16 protein-coding genes are annotated in these 19776 nt (G+C 44.3%); 4 read left to right on the forward strand and 12 right to left on the reverse strand.

All coding sequences use genetic code 11. The features are described from left to right. Positions 1-16: 16 nt before the first annotated feature. Positions 17-1051 (forward strand): extracellular solute-binding protein, encoded by a 1035-nt coding sequence (locus OCW38_RS07140; protein ID WP_010440842.1) that lies wholly within the window; start codon positions 17-19, stop codon positions 1049-1051. Positions 1052-1270: 219 nt separating this feature from the next. Beyond that, positions 1271-2308, forward strand: a complete 1038-nt coding sequence (locus OCW38_RS07145) for an extracellular solute-binding protein (RefSeq protein ID WP_261895595.1) — start codon at positions 1271-1273, stop codon at positions 2306-2308. 94 nt (positions 2309-2402) lie between these two features. Here OCW38_RS07145 and cobB read toward each other — a convergent pair whose 3' ends face one another. From cobB to OCW38_RS07200, 11 genes are all read right to left on the reverse strand, one after another. Beyond that, a complete protein-coding gene (gene cobB, locus OCW38_RS07150) occupies positions 2403-3137 on the reverse strand; it encodes a Sir2 family NAD+-dependent deacetylase (protein WP_010440846.1) in 735 nt (244 codons plus the stop codon). Positions 3138-3393: 256 nt separating this feature from the next. Then, positions 3394-4614 (reverse strand): ammonium transporter, encoded by a 1221-nt coding sequence (locus OCW38_RS07155; protein WP_016791188.1) that lies wholly within the window; start codon positions 4612-4614, stop codon positions 3394-3396. Between the two features lie 413 nt (positions 4615-5027). Further along, positions 5028-5444 (reverse strand): hypothetical protein, encoded by a 417-nt coding sequence (locus OCW38_RS07160; RefSeq protein ID WP_010440849.1) that lies wholly within the window; start codon positions 5442-5444, stop codon positions 5028-5030. Continuing rightward, complete coding sequence (locus OCW38_RS07165; RefSeq protein WP_016768065.1) at positions 5428-6501, reverse strand: formate dehydrogenase subunit gamma; 1074 nt, start codon at positions 6499-6501, stop codon at positions 5428-5430. The genes OCW38_RS07160 and OCW38_RS07165 overlap by 17 nt, the downstream gene beginning before the upstream one ends. 13 nt (positions 6502-6514) lie before the next feature. Continuing rightward, positions 6515-7123, reverse strand: coding sequence for a formate dehydrogenase FDH3 subunit beta (fdh3B, locus tag OCW38_RS07170; protein WP_010440854.1), 609 nt, complete (start codon positions 7121-7123; stop codon positions 6515-6517). Between the two features lie 11 nt (positions 7124-7134). Further along, positions 7135-9990 carry a formate dehydrogenase subunit alpha gene (locus OCW38_RS07175; RefSeq protein WP_010440856.1) on the reverse strand — a complete coding sequence of 952 codons (2856 nt, stop codon included), beginning with the start codon at positions 9988-9990 and terminating at the stop codon, positions 7135-7137. A gap of 10 nt (positions 9991-10000) precedes the next feature. Further along, positions 10001-10201, reverse strand: a complete 201-nt coding sequence (locus OCW38_RS07180) for a twin-arginine translocation signal domain-containing protein (RefSeq protein ID WP_016768068.1) — start codon at positions 10199-10201, stop codon at positions 10001-10003. 76 nt (positions 10202-10277) lie between these two features. Then, positions 10278-10916: a TorD/DmsD family molecular chaperone gene (locus OCW38_RS07185; protein WP_261895599.1), complete on the reverse strand. Its 639-nt coding sequence runs from the start codon at positions 10914-10916 to the stop codon at positions 10278-10280. Between the two features lie 9 nt (positions 10917-10925). Beyond that, positions 10926-12587, reverse strand: coding sequence for a 4Fe-4S dicluster domain-containing protein (locus OCW38_RS07190; protein ID WP_261895601.1), 1662 nt, complete (start codon positions 12585-12587; stop codon positions 10926-10928). Positions 12588-12887: 300 nt separating this feature from the next. Beyond that, positions 12888-13559: a DUF3306 domain-containing protein gene (locus OCW38_RS07195; RefSeq protein WP_010440866.1), complete on the reverse strand. Its 672-nt coding sequence runs from the start codon at positions 13557-13559 to the stop codon at positions 12888-12890. Continuing rightward, a complete protein-coding gene (locus tag OCW38_RS07200; RefSeq protein WP_010440867.1) occupies positions 13549-14013 on the reverse strand; it encodes a DUF3305 domain-containing protein in 465 nt (154 codons plus the stop codon). Before OCW38_RS07200 ends, OCW38_RS07195 begins: the two co-directional genes overlap by 11 nt. Before the next feature lie 352 nt (positions 14014-14365). Between OCW38_RS07200 and fdhD the strand changes: the two genes are divergently transcribed. Further along, complete coding sequence (gene fdhD / locus OCW38_RS07205) at positions 14366-15211, forward strand: formate dehydrogenase accessory sulfurtransferase FdhD (protein WP_010440869.1); 846 nt, start codon at positions 14366-14368, stop codon at positions 15209-15211. A gap of 174 nt (positions 15212-15385) precedes the next feature. Here fdhD and OCW38_RS07210 read toward each other — a convergent pair whose 3' ends face one another. Beyond that, entirely contained in the window at positions 15386-16969 is a 1584-nt protein-coding gene (locus OCW38_RS07210) for an ABC-F family ATPase (RefSeq protein ID WP_010440871.1), read from the reverse strand. Positions 16970-17430: 461 nt separating this feature from the next. Between OCW38_RS07210 and OCW38_RS07215 the strand changes: the two genes are divergently transcribed. Further along, complete coding sequence (locus tag OCW38_RS07215) at positions 17431-19776, forward strand: ATP-binding protein (RefSeq protein WP_102282680.1); 2346 nt, start codon at positions 17431-17433, stop codon at positions 19774-19776.

A 19776-nucleotide genomic window follows, 5' to 3' on the forward strand; every position in this document is an offset into this window, starting at 1 on the left:
TTTGGAGCTAACGTCAATGAAAAAATGGGCTACTCTATTAGCTGGTAGTGCATGTGCGCTTTCAATGTTATCTGCACCATCGTTTGCAAAAGATAACAAAGAGTTGGTATTCATGAACTGGGGACCTTACATCAACAGTGAGATCTTAGAACAGTTCACTGATGAAACTGGCATCAAAGTGATTTACTCGACTTACGAATCGAATGAAACTTTGTACGCAAAATTGAAAACGCACAATAAAGGTTACGACCTTGTGGTTCCTTCAACTTACTTCGTGTCTAAAATGCGCGACGAAGGCATGCTTCAAAAGATCGACAAAACCAAGCTAAACAATTTTGCGAACCTAGATACAAATTACTTAGATAAGCCATATGACCCGAACAACGACTACTCTATTCCACATGTTGTCGCTATTACGGGCCTAGCTGTTAACACTGATATGTACGATCCAGAAGATTTCCAAAGCTGGGCTGATTTATGGAAGCCTGAGCTTGAAGGTCAACTGATGATGATGGACGACACTCGTGAAGTGTTCCACATTGCGCTACGTAAGTTAGGTTACTCTGGTAACACAACAAACGAGAAAGAGATCGACGAAGCCTACGCTGAGCTAAAAAAGCTAATGCCAAACGTTCTAGTATTTAACTCAGACAACCCAGGCTCGCCTTACATGTCTGGTGAAGTGGGTCTTGGTATGCTGTGGAACGGTTCTGCTGCTGCTGCGCAAAACGAAGGTCTACCAATTCAATTGGTTTTCCCTAAAGAAGGTGGCATCGGTTGGGTTGATAACTTTGCCATCAGTTCTGGCGCGGTAAACGTAGAAGCAGCTCATAAGATGATTGACTTCCTACTTCGCCCTGAAATTGCTGAGCAAATCTCTCGTGATACAGGCTACCTAACAGCCGTTAAAGCGTCTAATGAGAAGTTCAAAGACAGCCCGGCTCTGTTCCCATCGCAAGAAGACCTTGACCGCGTTGAATGGCAAGCTGCGGTTGGCGACAAGACTGTGAAGTACGAAGATTACTTCATGAAGCTTAAAGCCGGTCAGTAAATTAACTCGTTTGGCCGTTATCCAATTGGTTGTAAGCCACTGGTTTACATAACAACCCAACCTAGATAATTAATAAGTTAAAAAGAAGAATAACAATGAACAGGCAGCTTAGGCTGCCTATTTTGTTATATCACTGCTATAATATAGCGCGATTTTTAGAAATCCTTTTACTTTGGGTTCACTACCCAGCTCCAAATCAAACAAATGAACGGAACAGTAATGAAAAAAACACTGTATACCGGCGCATTGTGTGCTGCTACTTTACTTTCTACACCCTCTTTCGCAGCTGACCAAGAACTGTATTTTTACAACTGGTCTGAATATATTCCAAATGAAGTTTTAGAAGACTTCACAGAAGAGACTGGCATCAAAGTCTATTACTCAACTTATGAGTCTAACGAAAGCATGTACGCTAAGTTAAAAACTCAAGGTACGGGTTACGACTTAGTGGTTCCTTCTACTTACTTCGTTTCTAAGATGCGTAAAGAAGGCATGCTTCAAGAGCTTGATAAAACTAAGCTAAGCCACTTTGCTGATTTGGATCCAAATTACTTAGATAAGCCATTTGACCCAAACAACAACTACTCGATCCCATACATCTGGGGCGCAACGGGTATTGGTATCAACTCAGATATGCTAGACAAGTCTTCAGTTAAAAACTGGGGCGATCTGTGGGATACGCAGTGGGAAGGTCAATTGATGATGATGGATGACTCTCGTGAGGTTTTCCATATCGCTCTATCTAAACTGGGCTACTCTCCAAACACGACTAACCCTGAAGAAATCAAAGAAGCCTACGAAGAACTTCGTAAGCTAATGCCAAACGTATTGGTATTTAACTCAGATTTCCCAGCGAACCCTTACCTAGCTGGTGAAGTGTCTCTTGGTATGCTTTGGAATGGCTCTGCTTACATGGCACGCCAAGAAGGCGCAACGATTGACATTATCTGGCCAGAAAAAGGCGCTATCTTCTGGATGGACAGCCTGGCGATTCCGTCAGGCGCTAAGAACATCGAATCGGCACATAAGATGATCGACTTTCTTCTTCGCCCTGAGAATGCAGCGAAGATTGCTCTAGAGATCGGCTACCCAACGCCAGTTAAAACAGCTTACCCTCTTCTTCCGAAAGAATTTTCTGAAGATAAGAACGTTTTTCCACCACAGTCAATAATGGATAACGGTGTATGGCAAGATGAAGTTGGTGAAGCGAGCGTTATCTACGACGAGTATTTCCAAAAACTTAAAGTGAATAACTAAGTTTTTGTTAGGTAATCAGTTAAGTAAATAAAGCGGCGTAAGCCGCTTTATTTTTTCAGATTAAGAAACTGATGTGCTTTATTAAAGACAAGGCCTAGGCCGTTAAAGAACCCTTCTCTGTACATAATAACTCACCCACCAGTTTAGGCACTTCAATGCTTGCCTTACCGTAACGCTTCTCTTCAAACTCACTCTCTACTGCACTTGGTTCAAGGTTGATTTCTATTGTATGTGCACCATGCATTTTCGCATCATGTACAAATCCTGCCGCTGGGTAGACGACGCCAGATGTACCAATCGAGATAAAAAGGTCTGCTTCTTCTAATGCCGAGTAGATATCCCCCATTCTTAATGGCATTTCACCAAACCAAACAATATGTGGACGCATCTGTGCGGGAATCTGACAGCAGTGACAAAGCTCGCCTGTCTCGATGTTGTCTTTATGGTCGATAACCTGATTCGACTCACTGCAGCGCGCTTTAAGCAGTTCACCGTGCATGTGAATAATGTTGTTGCTACCGCCTCTCTCGTGCAGATTGTCGATATTCTGTGTGATGATTGTTACTTTTCCATCAAGTTTGTCTTCAAGCTCGCCTAGCGCCTTATGGGCCGAATTTGGTTGGATGTTTTCGCTTTGCAGGCCGTGACGACGCTTGTTATAGAACGCTTGTACCAAATCCGGATCTTTCTCGAACCCTTCAGGTGTCGCAACGTCTTCGATTTTATGGTTTTCCCATAATCCGTCTTGTGCTCGGAATGTTTGTATTCCTGATTCCGCAGAGATGCCGGCGCCAGTAAGAATTACGATATTTCGATATGGGAAATGCATATAACGTCCTTTTCAATATGTCACTTTGTAACAGCTTAGCACTGTTCAAATTCCAACAATAGTTTTAGGGATTAGACCATAGTCTTAGCCAACTGAATTCATTAGTTATTTGTGACAGAACTCGCTTGTCTATCATTTGGCTCTGTTATTAAAACTCTTAGTTGTTTTCACCAGACACAAAAAAAGCGACCGAAGCCGCTTAGTTTTTTCACTGATATTGATTCGAAGAGTCTATGAATCTTCGAAGTGACCAACGTTAGTCTTCGTTGATCGATGAGATCTTATGAATTGAAAGGTCAGCACCGTTGAATTCATCTTCTTCACTCAAGCGTAGACCTGTCACTTTGCTAAGTACGCCATAAACAATCAAAGCGCCAATCAGAGCAACAGCGATACCCGCTAATGTACCAACAACCTGAGACGCGAAACTCACACCCCCTAGCCCCCAGAATGCTTGCTGACCGAAGATACCTGCCGCAATGCCACCCCAAGCGCCACATACGCCGTGTAGAGGCCAAACACCCAGTACATCATCAATCTGAGTTTTGTTTTGCATGTAAGTAAATAAGTAAACAAACAGCGCGCCTGCCACGCCGCCAGTCACTAAAGCGCCAAGTGGGTGCATTAAGTCAGAACCGGCACAAATAGCGACTAAGCCAGCCAAAGGTCCATTATGGATGAAGCCTGGGTCATTTTTACCTGCGACTAGAGCCGCAAGAATACCGCCAACCATTGCCATTAATGAGTTCATCGCTACTAGGCCACTGATCCCATTAATAGCTTGAGCAGACATCACGTTAAAGCCAAACCAACCTACGCATAAAATCCAAGAACCTAACGCTAAGAATGGAATGTTCGATGGCGCGAAGTTGGTGTGCTTACCTGCACGGATTCGACCTCTGCGCATGCCAAGGAAGTAAACTGCGACCAATGCAATCCAACCGCCAACACCGTGAACCACAACAGAGCCTGCGAAGTCATGGAATCCATGACCAAACTGATTTTCTAGCCAAGCTTGGAAACCAAAATTGCCGTTCCAGATGATGCCTTCGAAGAATGGGTAAACGAAACCAACGGTAAACAAAGTTGCGATAAGGATTGGATAGAAACGAGCACGCTCTGCAATACCACCAGAAACAATGGCAGGAATGGCGGCTGCAAACGTCATTAAGAAAAAGAACTTAACCAACTCATACCCATTGCCTTGCGATAACGTCTCTGCGTCAGCAAAGAAATGCGCGCCGTAAGCGACCCAATAACCGATAAAGAAATAAGCTATAGCAGAGACGCCAAAATCAGAGAGGATTTTAACTAATGCATTAACTTGGTTTTTCTTTCTTACTGTACCAACTTCCAAAAATGCAAAGCCTGCGTGCATTAAGAAGACCATGATCGCGCCTAATAATAGAAATAGAGTGTCTGAACTCTGCGTCAAGCTTTCTACTGCGCTATTAACTTGGGTAACCGTTTGACTCATTAAAGCTTTCTCCCTTAGCTTTTGTCTCAATTGCACTAGATTCGTGCGAATTGATGCTGCAATTAATTAAAGACTCAACAGTAAACGCAAGATGCGTTCCAACTTGGTTACGCAAAAAACGTGCAACAGAGTTTGATTTTAAGTTATTGATTTTTCGTGGTTAATTTCTAAAGTGCACTTTATTGGTTCTCAGGTAGAGAAAATATTTGATAACTGATTGCACCAATTGAGGGATTTGCACCATATTGATGCGGTCATTGTAGGGCATTAGATCAGTTACCTAGCGACCAAATGACAAAAAGCCCAGAGAAATGAATCACTGGGCTTTTAATGTCTTTCGCTGATTAGAGTTAACTCATCGACAAAGGAGTTATTATCGAGTTTGGTAACCCAAACGACTTACATATAAACGCTTAAAGGTTTGGACCTGTTGTCGGGTTTTGCGGTAGGTTTTGACTTAAACGCTGCATGCCTTGATACATACGAATAAACCAAACCACAATCGCCACACCACCAAATAACATGCCTACATATGGAATGTAGTAAGCGATGTCATCGATAATATGGTTTTGATACCAGTAATCGTTCACACCGATCAATACGCCGTTAGAGGTCGCTACCGTGACGATAAGCACAACAAAAAACGTCAAGTTCAAGAAGAACGAGCGAATCAAGCCGTAGTAATGGGTATCCACGACTTCGCCGTCTTCGCCTTTATCTAAACGATAGCCCGCGTAGATAATGGCAATCACACCAGAGAGAAGACAAGTAAATGGTGTAAAGCAGCTTAGGATGTAAGCAACCCAAATACCCTTATGAGGTTTGTTCATTCTTATTCACCCCTTCCGTTTTCTCTGTTGCTACGTTAGCGCTTTGTTCAACGCCGTTTTTCTCTTGTTCCATCACTTCTTTGTACCAAAGGTCATGGTGCTCTTTAGCCCAGGTTTCATCAACTTCGCCTGTTACCATACCTTCTAATGCGCCTTCCATACCGAACAAACCGATATAAATGTGGAACACAAAGCCACAAATAAGGATAAGAGCGGCGATCATATGAACAAGGTTTGAAAGTTCCATATGGCGGCGTGTTTGACCGAATATTGGGAAATCCAACACCAAACCACTGATTGCCGCCACACTGCCCATCACAATTAACAGCCAAAACAGCGCTTTTTCACCCGCGTTCGAGAATTCTGCCGATGGATGAGAACCTTTATGTTTCCCGACCATACCACCCAGTTTGATGAACCACTGGACATCCACCATCTTAAATATCGACTTGCGCCACCACTTGATAAGAACAGCCATCAACAGCACATAGAAAATCGGGCCGATGTAGTTGTGGTATTGCTTCGCCAATAGAACGATAAAGCCCCAAAGGTCAGTCGGAATGTAGGGTTTCAAAAAGTGCTTGCCGTAAACCAACATCAAACCACTGAACGCGAGCGTTAAGAAAGTAAACGCCATGCTCCAGTGCAACGCACGATCCAGTCGAGACCAACGTTTGATCTTACGACCCGTTCTTGGCGCACTTAGCATTAATGGGCCAATCACAACGTACATTAAAGTAACGAAAGCAATACTGCCAAATATAGCAACAGCACCGGCTGGCGACATCCACTTCTCTTTCAATATGTACCACGTTTGACCTGGAGTACTGATCAACACACCGTGCTCAGCAGATTGAGAGGTGGTGTAACCTTCCTCACCGTTTCTTACTTGTCGCCAAAAATCAGCGCCAGCAAGTTGTGTGATTTCTCTTTCAGCAGAGCTCGATTGAGTTTGTGATGAGTTCGTCTCAGATGCATGACTCAAAGGAGACAGCATTGTTAGTGCTGCCAACATCGGCAGCACAACAAGGAAGAGACGCTTAAACATTGTAAGCATATGTCTCTCCTAACTAGCTCTTCATCGCATCGTAAGAAAGGTCGTTGCCGTCTGTCCAGCCAGCACCTTTCGCACCGCGTTCTACAACACGCTGACGGAAGATATCAGAGACTTGCTCAGCATCACCGGCAAGCAGCGCTTTTGTCGAACAAAGCGAAGCACACATTGGCAGTTTGCCTTCAGCAATACGGTTCGCACCGTACTTCTGACGCTCTTCCACAGAACCAGGCTCTGTTTCTGGGCCGCCAGCACAGAAGGTACATTTGTCCATCTTACCGCGCTCACCAAATGCTTCCTGTTTAGGGAATTGAGGTGCGCCAAACGGACAAGCAAACAAACAGTAACCACAACCGATACACAGATCTTTATTGTGAAGTACGATGCCGTCTTCTGTATGTTCAAAACAGTCTGCTGGGCACACAGCCATACAAGGTGCATCAGTACAGTGCATACATGCTACTGAGATAGAGTTTTCACCCGGTTCACCGTCGTTCAGTGTTACAACGCGGCGACGTTGAATACCCCATTCCAGAGCATCATCATTTTCATTCTTACATGCAGTGACACAACCGTTACATTCAATACAACGTTTGGTGTCACAAAGAAATTTCATTCTAGCCATTTTAAGACTCCTTACGCTTTACGAATATTACAAAGGGTTACTTTCGTTTCCTGCATCAACGTGACAGGGTCGTAACCATATGTGGTTGCGGTATTGGCTGATTCACCAATAACGTAAGGATCAGTGCCTTCAGGGTACTTAGAACGCAAATCTTCGCCTTCGAACTTACCACCGAAGTGGAACGGCAAGAACGCTAAACCCGGTTTAACACGACGAGTCACCATCGCTTTGACCTTGATACGGCCTTTCTCTGCACCTTCAACCCAAACATCATCGCCATCTTTGAAGCCAATGTCGTTTGCGTCTTTCGGGTTCACTTCAACAAACATCTCTTGTTGAAGTTCTGCTAGCCAAGGGTTAGAACGTGTTTCTTCACCACCACCTTCGTACTCAACCAGACGACCAGAAGTCAGAATGATTGGGTATTCACCAGACTTGTCTTGGTCTTGAATTGACTTGTACAACGTAGGAACACGGAAAATCGCTTCTTTGTCATCCCAAGTTGGGTAATCAGCAACAAGGTCACGACGTGGTGTGTAAAGTGGCTCACGGTGTAGAGGTACGCGATCTGGGAATGTCCAAACAATTGCACGTGCTTTCGCATTACCAAACGGGATACAACCATGCTTGATAGCCACACGTTGGATGCCACCAGAAACGTCGGTCTTCCAGTTCTTACCTTCCGCTGAAGCTTTCTCTTCTGCGGTTAGATCGTCCCACCAACCCAGTTGCTTCAGAAGTTTGTCACTGAATTCTGGGTAACCGTCTTTGATTTCGCTGCCTTTCGAGTAGCTGTCTTCCGCCAAGATACTTTGACCTTCGAACTCCACACCGAAACGAGTACGGAAGTTACCGCCGCCCTCTGCTACCGGTTTAGACGTATCGTAAAGGATGTGCGTACCTGGGTGTTTCATTTCTGGGTTGCCCCAACATGGCCACGGAAGACCGTAAGTCTCGCCATTTGCTGGACCGCCTTCTGCTGCAAGCGTGGTTTTGTGGAACGTGTGCCAGTTTTGTTGGTGCTCTTTCAAACGTTCTGGGCTTTGACCTGTGTAGCCGATTGTCCACATACCCTTGTTGAATTCACGAGTGATGTCTTCAATCAGTGGTTGGTTGTTCTCAACACGGATGTTTTTGAACAACTGATCAGAGAAACCAAGCTTCTTAGAAAGAAGGTACATAATTTCGTGGTCAGGTTTAGATTCGAACAGAGGATCAACAACCTTGTCACGCCACTGTAGAGAACGGTTTGACGCCGTTACACTGCCGTAGGTTTCAAATTGAGTGGTTGCTGGAAGCAAGTAAACGCCGTCGGAGCGATCGTTCATTACTGCCGCGACTGTTGGGTATGGGTCAACAATAACCATCATATCCAGCTTCTGCATCGCCTTCTTCATCTCTGGACCACGAGTCTGAGAGTTCACCGCGTGACCCCAGTAGAACATGGCGCGGATGTTTTCGCGTTGGCGAATCTTGTCTTTGTCTTCAAGCACACCATCAACCCAACGAGATACAGGAATACCTGCACTGTTCATTGGTTTTTGACCGCCGTATGCGTTGTCGTCAAAGCGTCCTTTGATCCAGTCAAAGTCAACTTCCCAGACTTTAGACCAGTGACGCCAAGAACCTTCAGACAAGCCGTAGTAGCCTGGAAGTGTGTCAGACAGTACGCCAAGGTCAGTTGCGCCTTGTACGTTATCGTGTCCACGGAAAATGTTTGCACCGCCGCCTGATTTACCGATGTTACCTAGCGCAAGCTCAAGGACACAGTAAGCACGTGTGTTGTTGTTACCAGTAGTATGTTGAGTACCACCCATACACCAAACAATACACCCCGGGCGGTTTTCAGAAAGTAGTTTCGCAGTTTGGTAAACGTCTTCTTCGCTTACGCCTGTCACACGTTCAACTTCTGCTGGGTTCCATTTCGCCACTTCTTCACGGATTTCTTCCATACCGAATACACGTTGGCGAATGAACTCTTTGTCTTCCCATTGGTTTCCAAATACATGCCATAAGATGCCCCAAATGAAGGCAACATCTGAACCCGGGCGAAGAGAAACATAGTGATCAGATTTCGCAGCAGTACGCGTACGGCGAGGATCCGCAACTACGATTTTACAGTTGTTCTTCTCTTTCGCGATCAGGATGTGTTGCATCGCAACCGGGTGAGCTTCTGCAGGGTTCGAGCCAATGAATAGCATTGATTTACAGTTGTGCATGTCATTGAACGAGTTTGTCATCGCACCGTAACCCCAAGTGTTCGCAACACCGGCTACTGTGGTTGAGTGACAAATACGAGCTTGATGGTCAACGTTGTTTGTTCCCCACAAAGACGCCATCTTACGGAATGCGTAAGCTTGCTCGTTACTGTGTTTTGCACTGCCGAGGAAGTAAACCGAATCAGGGCCAGATTCCTTACGCAGTTCTAGCGCCTTGTTGCCGATTTCTTCAATCGCTTGTTCCCAGGAAAGCTTCTTCCACTTACCGCCTTCCAATTTCATTGGGTACTTAAGACGACGTTCACCGTGGCCGTGCTCACGTAGTGCTGCACCTTTCGCACAGTGTCCACCAGCGTTAAATGGGTGATCGAAAGCAGGCTCTTGACCCGTCCATACACCATTTTGAACTTCAGCGTAGATACCACAACCTACGGAGCAGTGAGAACAGATAGTACGTTTTACTTCTGTTTTCGCTTCTGGGTCGACTGATTTAGCCTGTGCTTTCTTCATCATGCCCGGTGCGAATAGACTTGCGCCTACAACCGCGCCACCAGCAGCAAGTGAAGTGTTTTTCATGAAGGCGCGACGAGACACACCTAGCTGATTCGTTTCTTTGCTCACACTATCGGAGCGTTTGACAAGTTTCATCCGTTATCTCCTAAAGTGTGTCGTAGTAATCGCGAATATGTTGCGTTTCACGATAGCCCGTCTTCTTCACGTCTTTTTCAGGTATTTCAACCGTTTCTGAAGCGGTTGCCACTTTGGTTGTACCAGCGACAACGGCACCAGCAACGGCTGCAGTCGTTAAACCTTTGAGTAAGTCTCTACGGCTTGTATCTATTTCTTTATTATCTTTCATCATTGCTTCCTTACCTTGCGGTAGATCTTTTTGGAGGCTTCATGCCCCTCTATCGATATAATCGCGTACTGCTCGATTACTCGTAATCAGTGACGTTTTTCACATCAATCTTTAATTTGTGTTTACTACTTTTTGTATTCACGCTGAAACGAACCTGCTCCAACGTTAAGAATGCTTCACATAGCTGAGCTGCAGATTTGTAGAAGTTGGCACTCTCTGCTGCTTCAAGCTGACGTGTAAATGAGTTAAACCAAGGACCGATATGTTTATTGAAAACGGCTTGTTGTAACGCGTCTTCTTCATCGGTTAGCATCGCCATTACTTCACAAAGAGCCGCGATATGATCTTCAGGCTCTTTAACCTGCTCATCACGCTCAATGCCAAGCAATTCAAGATCGTGACGGATCTCAGCTAATGGTTTCTCCATCATCGATCCTGTTCTATGCCAAGACCCAAATGGAACAATCTCCCCACGACCAATGCCAATGAACAAGTCTTGATATTCGTCTTCAAGAGCTTCACGGTTTGATTCTGTTGCCGCTTGTTGAATGGTAATCCAAGCCTTTTGCATAGCGCTTTCAGACGCTTCAATATCTAGTGTTTTTAGAAAGTCGATCACCTCTTCAGAAGGTGCGCTACGAAACAGTGCAGATAGAACTAAATAGATCTCGGTTCTTAGTGTCTGTTCTTGTGCCTGATCTAAATTCGTTTCCAAGGCTAACTCCTAGTATTTCAATTGTTTCAATGGGTCTTGAGCCATTGAATCGAACATATCCACCACACGACAGTCTTCACACATCGCAATACGATTAATCGCTGCTTCATCTGAAAAGTGAGAGTGACCGCGTAACTTGTTCTGTAACATGTCAATCATAGATTGAGGTGCGAATGGTTTATGGCAACGCACACATTCCGCTGCTTTCTCTTCATGAATCACAACCGCTTTCTGACGTTCTTCTTTCACCCAATTCATACGAGGCGTTAGCGTCAGAACATTCTCAGGACATGCTTTTTCACACAGACCACATTGAATACAGTCTTGTTCGACAAACTTAAGCGATGGAGATGCGCCATCGGTATGCAGAGCACGTGTCGGACACACAGCCACACAACTCATACACAAAGTACAATCTTTGCTTTCACACGAAACCGTGCCGTATGGTGCATTCGAAGGAAGCTCAACAATGTTCTCAACTGGAATACGAGACGTAGACATAGCATCAAGTGCTGTGAACAAACGTTGACGCTTATTGCCTTGAAGATCGCCAAGTGCAAGGTCGAATGAATCAACACATAGTGTCGGAGGACCTTCGCGAAGCGATTCTAGGTAAAGGATATCGATGGTTTCTTTCGGAATACCAATCTGGTCAAGAAGCTCTTGAGCGATCCCTACTTCGTTATTAAGAACGCGAATGATGGTTTCTGGCATAAAACGAGAAGCTGCAAACAGAACCTGAGTCGCGCCATTTACTAGAGCTGCAAACCAAGTATCGATACCAATAGAAGGCAGTTCTTCGACAACAATCGGAATCACATTATCTGGTAGCGCTTTAAGAGCCATCACGTTGTAAGTTTCATGACGTGAGCTACAAATAAGCACGATTGGATCCAGACCGCCCGCTTGCTCGTAGTTAGCTAGTGTACGTTCAATGAATTTTTGAGTATCGTCGGGATTAGGCAATGCGTAAGAGATTGCTTCTGTCGGACAGCTTGTTGCACAAGTCCCCACGCCTTGGCATAGGTAAGGGTTAATCTCGATCTTATGACCCGTCTTATCCGAGCCCTCACTTGATAGTGCGCCAGCAGGACAAGCATCTACACAACGCTCACAGCCTTTTACGCCACGAGAACTGTGCGCACATAGGTCTGTGTCCAAACGGAAGAACTTAGGCTTATCAAATGTGCCCATTAGCGTTGGAATCTCTTCCAGTGCTTCAGCCAGTTTTGGATAACCGCGCCCTACTGGGTAATAACCCGGTACAGGTACTTCTTCTGTCATGCAACTATTCAGGCAAAGGTCTAAAACCACATCGAAACAATCGTGATTAATGGCCACTTTCGCTAGGTTGCTCGATGTGCCTTTACTTTCGATCACAACTTCAAACGTGCCAAGGAAACCGGATACTTGAACCGAATTCGCGAAATACAGTTCAGGGTTTGTGCCCTTTTCGCCGTCTGTTGACAATAAGGTTAGGCTCGTTAATTGAGGTAATTGAGCCGCAGCACTTTCAATGATCGCAGTTGGACCAATAATAAGAGTGTTACCGCCGCTTTCGTAGCTAACAGTAGGTGGAATCAGATTTGTTAACTCAACTGTATTTTCAAAGGCATACAGTCTTGCTTTAGCGTTATTTGAAGTTGCTTGTTCTAATAATTGTTTAAGCATTGCTCAGCTCCATCTTTGGACATGGATAATCTGTTCAACCTTCATTGTAGTTAGCGTTCGAGAACTTGCTGAGTAATCGCTTAACCGTTTGAGATTGCTCAACAAGTCAATCTTACTCAGGCTATCTACAAAAAAGTTGATAATAAACGTTATTTAGCAAATGCCATGCCAATTTAATATCCATTTTATTTCAATAGGTTAGAGTGAATTCTTGCGTAATTATCATTTGAATTAAGAATAAAAAAACCGCTTGGGACATTTTGTCGCAAGCGGTTCATTGAGTGTTTAGTCAAAATGTACCTATTCTTTGTGTGGTATATTTTGTCCCATTTTTTTCAGGTCAGCTTCGTCTGATATTGCAGCGCCAATATCGGGAACTGTGTTTTTATACAGTTCTTTTTCTTCTTCGGCTATTTCGGCACTTTCTGACGTTTCAAGTTCATTGTCAGAGACCTCAAGATCGCTTTCAGTACCTTCTAAAACGTCACCCTCATCTTTATTATCAATGACTTGCTCTTCTTCTAGCGTAGTTTCTTCTTCTGTTTTATCTTTAACCCAATCACGCAAGGTTTCTGCAACCCCTTCAGAAAGAGACTTCAAATTACTGTAATCATCGTCGTAATCATCTAAACCATCACGAACGTTGAACTCTTCTGAGAGGAATAATTTACGCAACGCCGCTTTTTTTACGCTTTCTGATGCTTCTGAAACCAATAATTGAGCAACAGAAACGTCTTCTTCTGGCGCTAAACCTTGAACATCAGTCGCCTCTTCAGCGCCTGCTGATGACAACGTCGTTTCAGTAGAAGCTTCAGTATCGACTTGTTCGATCTCAGAGGATGCATTTGACTGACCTGACGAAATCTCAGAAGAAGATTCAGTTATCTCAAGCGTTTGTTCTGTTTCCTGAGACTCGTCAGTAGATTCATCAAGCTTTCGTTGAGACCAACGACTAAAAAAGTTAGTTGCCATTTGATCGACCCGCGCCTTTGCGTTTTTTACGTCTTGCTTCTAATAACTCGCCATGACGACCGATAAACGCTTCCATCCAAGCTTGTACAGGCAACGGAATGTCGTATGAAAGTACTTGGTTGTCACCGTCCATGTATTGCCCTGCAACGGTTTGTGATGCCGTAAGTAACTGAATCACAGGCTTAACACCAGAATCGACGTTATCCATCACTAAGAATAGCTTAGGTTGCTGAGAGCTTAGGTTGAAACGGTAGTCTGTACGCTCGTCTTTATGTAATTGAAGCAAACAAACGTCTTGGGTATCGTATTCTGGCGACAGTTCAAATCCCGTCAATTCCCATTGCGTGGTTACCCAGATACCTGTTTTGATCTCTTTCTCTATTCTTTGGACACCGATTGGCCAAGCTGCTTCAGTTTTTTCATATTGTTCTTTGAATTCTTTTGTCTCAGACATACTTCACCCAATTGATTTTCTTTGGTCTGAATGCACTTTGGACATTTTGTACTGTGCGCAATCATATACACCCCATAAAGCAATAAACACGCCAATATGGATTAATTGCGAGAGCGTATCTATAGCGTCCGCCATCAAGTTGTCACTATAACGTTAGTTGATAGCGGTTGTTTCATACAACTCCACACGATGAACTCTCATATTTTGCGCTATTTTAATCTAATGCTTCATGTTTCCATCAATCCCCGTTATTTTGGAATGAGATTTGCTTAAGTATGAACTAAAGAATCAATTAACAGAGCGGTGCTAGACCTCCTTGTTACAAACCTATCTCATTAAGTAGGAAGTGATTGTGGTAAAACCAAACATAATAAAAACCAGCGAAAACCCACTTCAGACAATCGAAGTTGAAGTGTTCGACGAATATGGTGAGAAACTAACTAAACAGATCGCTTGCGAACGCCCTCTTACCGTGATGTTGAACTGGAAAGAGATCGTAACCCTGATGACACTCGGCTCTCGTCCTGAGTCATTAGTATTAGGTTATTTGAAAAACCAGAGCTTCCTTTCCGATCCCGAAGCGGTTGAATCTATCATCATCGATTGGGAAACCAGCTCTGCTGCGGTTATTACCAAAGAAGATACGAGCCAACTTGAGCAAGCGCTTAAGAAGAAAACAGTGACCTCTGGCTGTGGTCAAGGCACCATGTATGGCAACGTAATGAAGCAGTTGGAAGATTACCAGGTGCCTCAAAACAAGATTAAGCAATCTGAAATCTATACAGCGCTTGAAGCATTGACTCATTACAACGATACCTACAAGAAAGCCGGTGCGGTGCACGGTTGTGCGGTTTGCAAAGATGACAAGGTTCTATCGTTTGTTGAAGATGTTGGCCGACACAATGCCGTTGATACCTTAGCTGGTGAGATGTGGCTTAACAAAGAGTCAGGTGAAGACAAGATCTTCTATACCACAGGTCGTTTAACCTCTGAAATGGTCATCAAAGTAGCGCAGATGGGTATTCCTGTTCTGCTATCACGCTCTGGCGTAACGCAAATGGGCTTAGATTTGGCTCAAAAGTTCGGCATCACAACGATTGCTCGCGCTAAAGGCCTGCGTTTCCAAGTGTTCACGGGTGCAGACAAGATCGATTTTGATGTGAAAGGTGAACAATCAGCACCCGGACAAAAAGCGTGAGTTTGACTTGGTGATTCACTAACTGCTTTTAATGTGAAATTCTGATGTGAAGAGTTAGTGGCTCACAATATATAGATACAAAAACGCCGTCATGCTTTTCAGTATGACGGCGTTTTCTTAGTTAAAGCTTCAGTTTCCCACCTGCTGAGTAGGAAACTAAGGTCAGCTTAATGCTTAGCCACGAGCTTTCAAGAATTCAGCGTATGTACCGCGGAAGTCGTTGATCTTGCCATCTTTGATTTCAAGAACACGGGTCGCTAGCGAGTCTACAAATACACGGTCGTGAGATACGAAGAACAATGTGCCTTTGTAGTTCTCAAGAGCCAAGTTAAGCGCTTCGATAGACTCCATATCCATGTGGTTTGTTGGTTCATCCATTAGTAGGATGTTTGGCTTATGCATCATAATCTTACCAAGAAGCATACGACCTTGCTCACCACCAGAAATAACCTTTACAGATTTCTTAATGTCATCTTGACCAAACAACATACGACCTAGGAAACCACGAACAACCTGCTCGTCTTCACCTTCTTGGCGCCATTGACTCATCCAATCAAACAGGTTCATGTCTTCTTCGAAATCATGAGCATGATCTTGAGCGTAGTAACCGATGTTTGAGTTTTCAGACCACTTGTACTCACCAGTGCGAGGCTCAAGAGCGCCAGCTAGTGTGTTAAGTAGTGTTGTTTTACCTACACCGTTTTCACCGATGATAGCAACACGCTCACCAACTTCGAAAATTGCATCGAACTTGCTGTATAGGTCTTCTTCAAAACCTTGGGATAGGTTTTCAACCACAAGCGCGTTACGGAATAGCTCTTTTGACTGTTCGAAACGGATAAATGGGTTTTGACGGCTAGACGCTTTAACTTCGTCTAGTTGAATTTTATCGATTTGTTTAGCACGAGACGTCGCTTGTTTCGCTTTAGATGCGTTAGCAGAGAAACGAGAAACGAACGTTTGAAGTTCAGCGATTTGTGCTTTCTTCTTAGCATTGTCTGACAGTAGACGCTCACGAGCCTGAGTCGCAGCCGTCATGTACTCATCGTAGTTACCTGGGAATAGACGAAGTTCGCCGTAATCAAGGTCAGCCATGTGTGTACAAACAGAGTTTAGGAAGTGACGGTCGTGCGAAATGATGATCATTGTGCAGTTACGTTGGTTTAGCGTATCTTCCAACCACTTGATCGTGTCCATGTCCAAGTTGTTCGTTGGTTCGTCAAGAAGCATGATATGCGGGTCTGCAAACAGTACTTGAGACAATAGAACACGAAGTTTCCAACCCGGTGCTACTTCGCTCATCAGGCCGAAGTGCATTGATTCTTCAATACCTACCGCAAGAAGAAGCTCACCCGCTTTCGCTTCTGCCATATAGCCGTCCATTTCAGCGAACTGAACTTCAAGGTCAGCCACTTTCATGCCGTCTTCTTCGCTCATTTCTGGCAAAGAGTAAATGCGGTCACGCTCTTGTTTAATAGCCCAAAGCTCTTTGTGACCCATGATAACCGTGTCGATTACCGTGAATTCTTCGTAAGCGAATTGGTCTTGGTTTAGTTTTGCAACGCGCTCGTTTGGATCGTAGCTTACGTTACCGGCAGTCGGCTCAAGTTCACCTGATAGGATCTTCATGAATGTCGATTTACCACAGCCATTCGCGCCGATTAGACCGTAGCGGTTGCCTTCGCCGAACTTAACTGAAATATTTTCGAAAAGTGGCTTAGCGCCGAATTGTTGGGTGATATTTGCTGTGGAGATCAATGCCGTTACCTTTTTAATGTGAAAAACGCCGCAACGTTACTTGTTCAGGGCTTTAACTGCAAGTATTGATTGCAATTACTGACCATTAAGTGAGTGATAACCTTGCCAAATCATAGTTTGAGCTGACTCACACTTTTGATTTTCTATTTTGCAGAGAAAAAACGTCTTTCTTCAAGAGAAACAAAGTAGCGAACACCAGTCGTTATTGGGTTTTATATTACGACTGATGTAATGCTGATAATTGAATATATCGCATGGCGCATTGTTACAGTTGAACCTGCTTTCAGACTAGCAACCAGCGACATAGCTAACTGCTCAAATACTAGCCCAACCCCTGACAATTTCATGACAATGATGAAAGAAACAGGAATAAAGTACTCTCCCCCGAAAAGTGGTTAGATTTCACAAAGCAAGATTAACTAACTATAGTAATCCTAACCTCATAATTCTAAGAGATTTTTATGCGTTCACTATCGCGCTTCTTATTGCTTTTATTAGCCATGCTCTCTTGGCCCAGTCATGCCAACTTGGAATATGACTTACAATCACAACCTCAGGTATCGAACGCAGTCAAAGCTCTGGACAACCGTATCAATGCCCTACCCGATCCTTTGTTTATGGATGAATTGGATAAACGCAAAGTCAACACTCTATTGGCTGAAGTGCTTCGAGTTCAAAATCAGCAAATCACGACATTTGACCAGCAGTTGTTAGCCTACAAAGAAAACAACAATGTCGATTTGTGGTTTGCGGTTGAGTCAAGCTACGTGACATTGAATAGTTTGAACGTCAGTAAGCAGCACCTGCTTGAACAGACGACCACTGCAAACAAAGAACGCCTGACAGGTTTTGGCCCTTATGGGGTAACTCAGTTTAAACAAGAGTGGGATCTGACTAAGCTCAACGTTGAATATCTGGTCTATTTTCAGATCCGTAGCTTCAAGGCGTTAGTTAACGATATCTTTATTTCGCCCGTACCTGTGATTGGCGCGTCGTTAAAAGTGTTGTTCATCTACTTCGGTTTAGTGTGGTGGCTTGCCAACAGCACTCGCTTGATTGAGTTGTTTCGAATTAACTTTCTTGAAGCGAAAACGAACCCTCCTTTCCTAGTTCGCGTGATTTGGTATATCAGCCGCGCTGATCGAGCGATTGCTTGGCTAATTGCCATTACACTTTCATTGAGAGTACTTTCTAGCATCTCTAGCCTGCAACACCTGATTTTCCTTGAGATCTTCACATGGTGGATTCTTGGTGGCTCGATTGCGATTAGCTTTATCCTCGAATTTGCTTACCGTTTAGGCCGCACATCTAATCAAGAAGTGATTGCTCTGCGTCTATCAACAATTCGCCGTTATGTGTGGAGCTTCATTATTGCGGGTGTGATTCTGCAAATATCGAGCATAACCCTGGGCAAAGGCACGATCTACAGTTGGATATACAGCGTTCTGTTTTTCTGGTTTGTGTTGGTTACTATCTCAGTTCTTCGATTATGGCGAGCAAAAGTATTCGATACATTACAACACATCTCCGATCGACCAGTATGGGTCAATTGGGCGGTAAACCGTAAGGACACTTTTCTCCTTAATATTGTTGCAACAGCGCTGGGGATCGCTTGGTTGAGTGTTTATAACTTTCAGCATCGAATCATGGCTCTACTTTCTAACTACACTCTGTTTAGTCAAGCCTTAGCTTATTTGTTTCGAATTGAAGTGGCGAAACAGTCTGACCTTGATAAGAACCAACAGAATTTAGTGAGGATAAAAGGCGACCAAACCTTTGAATACATTTTACCGGGTTCAATAGACAGCACGCTTATTGATTATGCCGGCGACGAGGTGAAACAGCTTTCTCGCTACCTCATGTCAGATAGCCCTGCAATTTGTATCGTGTCTGGCGAGCGTGGTGTTGGCTCAACGACTCTGCTTTATACCCTGCTGCACAAGGTGTCAAATGCCGAGCCAGTCTACGTAAGCTGCCCATATGCGGGGTACCAAGAGTTCCTAGCCCATCTAGCAGTGAGTATTGGTTTGGATGAGGAAGCCACCGAGATTCAGATTTTGGCGCATCTACGTAAAAGCGAAACCACTTATCTTATTGCGATTGATAATGCACAGCGCTTAGTCAAGCCTATGGTGGGCGGATTATCTGATCTTATCCGCCTAACAAACTTGCTTCGTCGTTCTAAAAAAAATCACCGTGTAGTCATGTCGATTGCCAAATCAAGCTGGCGCTTTGTTGATCGAGCTCGTGGTGAGCGCTTGTTGTTTGACCTGGTTTGCTTCCTTCCTCGTTGGACAGAAAAACAAGTGAGTGAGCTTTTAACGAGTCGCATCAACAACGAGTTAGAAAAGCCGTTGTCATTTGATGGCTTGGTGGTTCCTAAGCAGTGGGATCAAGATGACATGACAGAAGAGGAACGCGCTCGTAAAGGGTTTTATCGAATTCTATGGCATTACTCCGATGGTAACCCTACCGTTGCCCTGCGCTTCTTCCGTTTATCTCTGAATCGAAATAAAGAGACAGATCAAGCCGTGGTACGCTTGTTCCACGTACCAGAAGCTCAAGAGCTAGAAAACATGCCTAAACCTATGCTGGCTGTGCTTCGTTCTATCGTGCAGTTGGAAATCGCGTCGCCAGAAGTGCTGTCTGAATGTACTCAGTTGAGTATTGCTGAGATTACCGGGATTCTGCGTTATTTCGAAAGTCGCGGTTACATTGGTTGGAATGAAGACAAGGCTAAGATATCGGATCACTGGTTCCGTCACATTACTAACGTTCTCGACCGTCAACATTTATTGGTGAAGTGA

It is taken from the genome of Vibrio cyclitrophicus (assembly GCF_024347435.1).
Taxonomy (GTDB): Bacteria; Pseudomonadota; Gammaproteobacteria; order Enterobacterales; family Vibrionaceae; genus Vibrio; species Vibrio cyclitrophicus.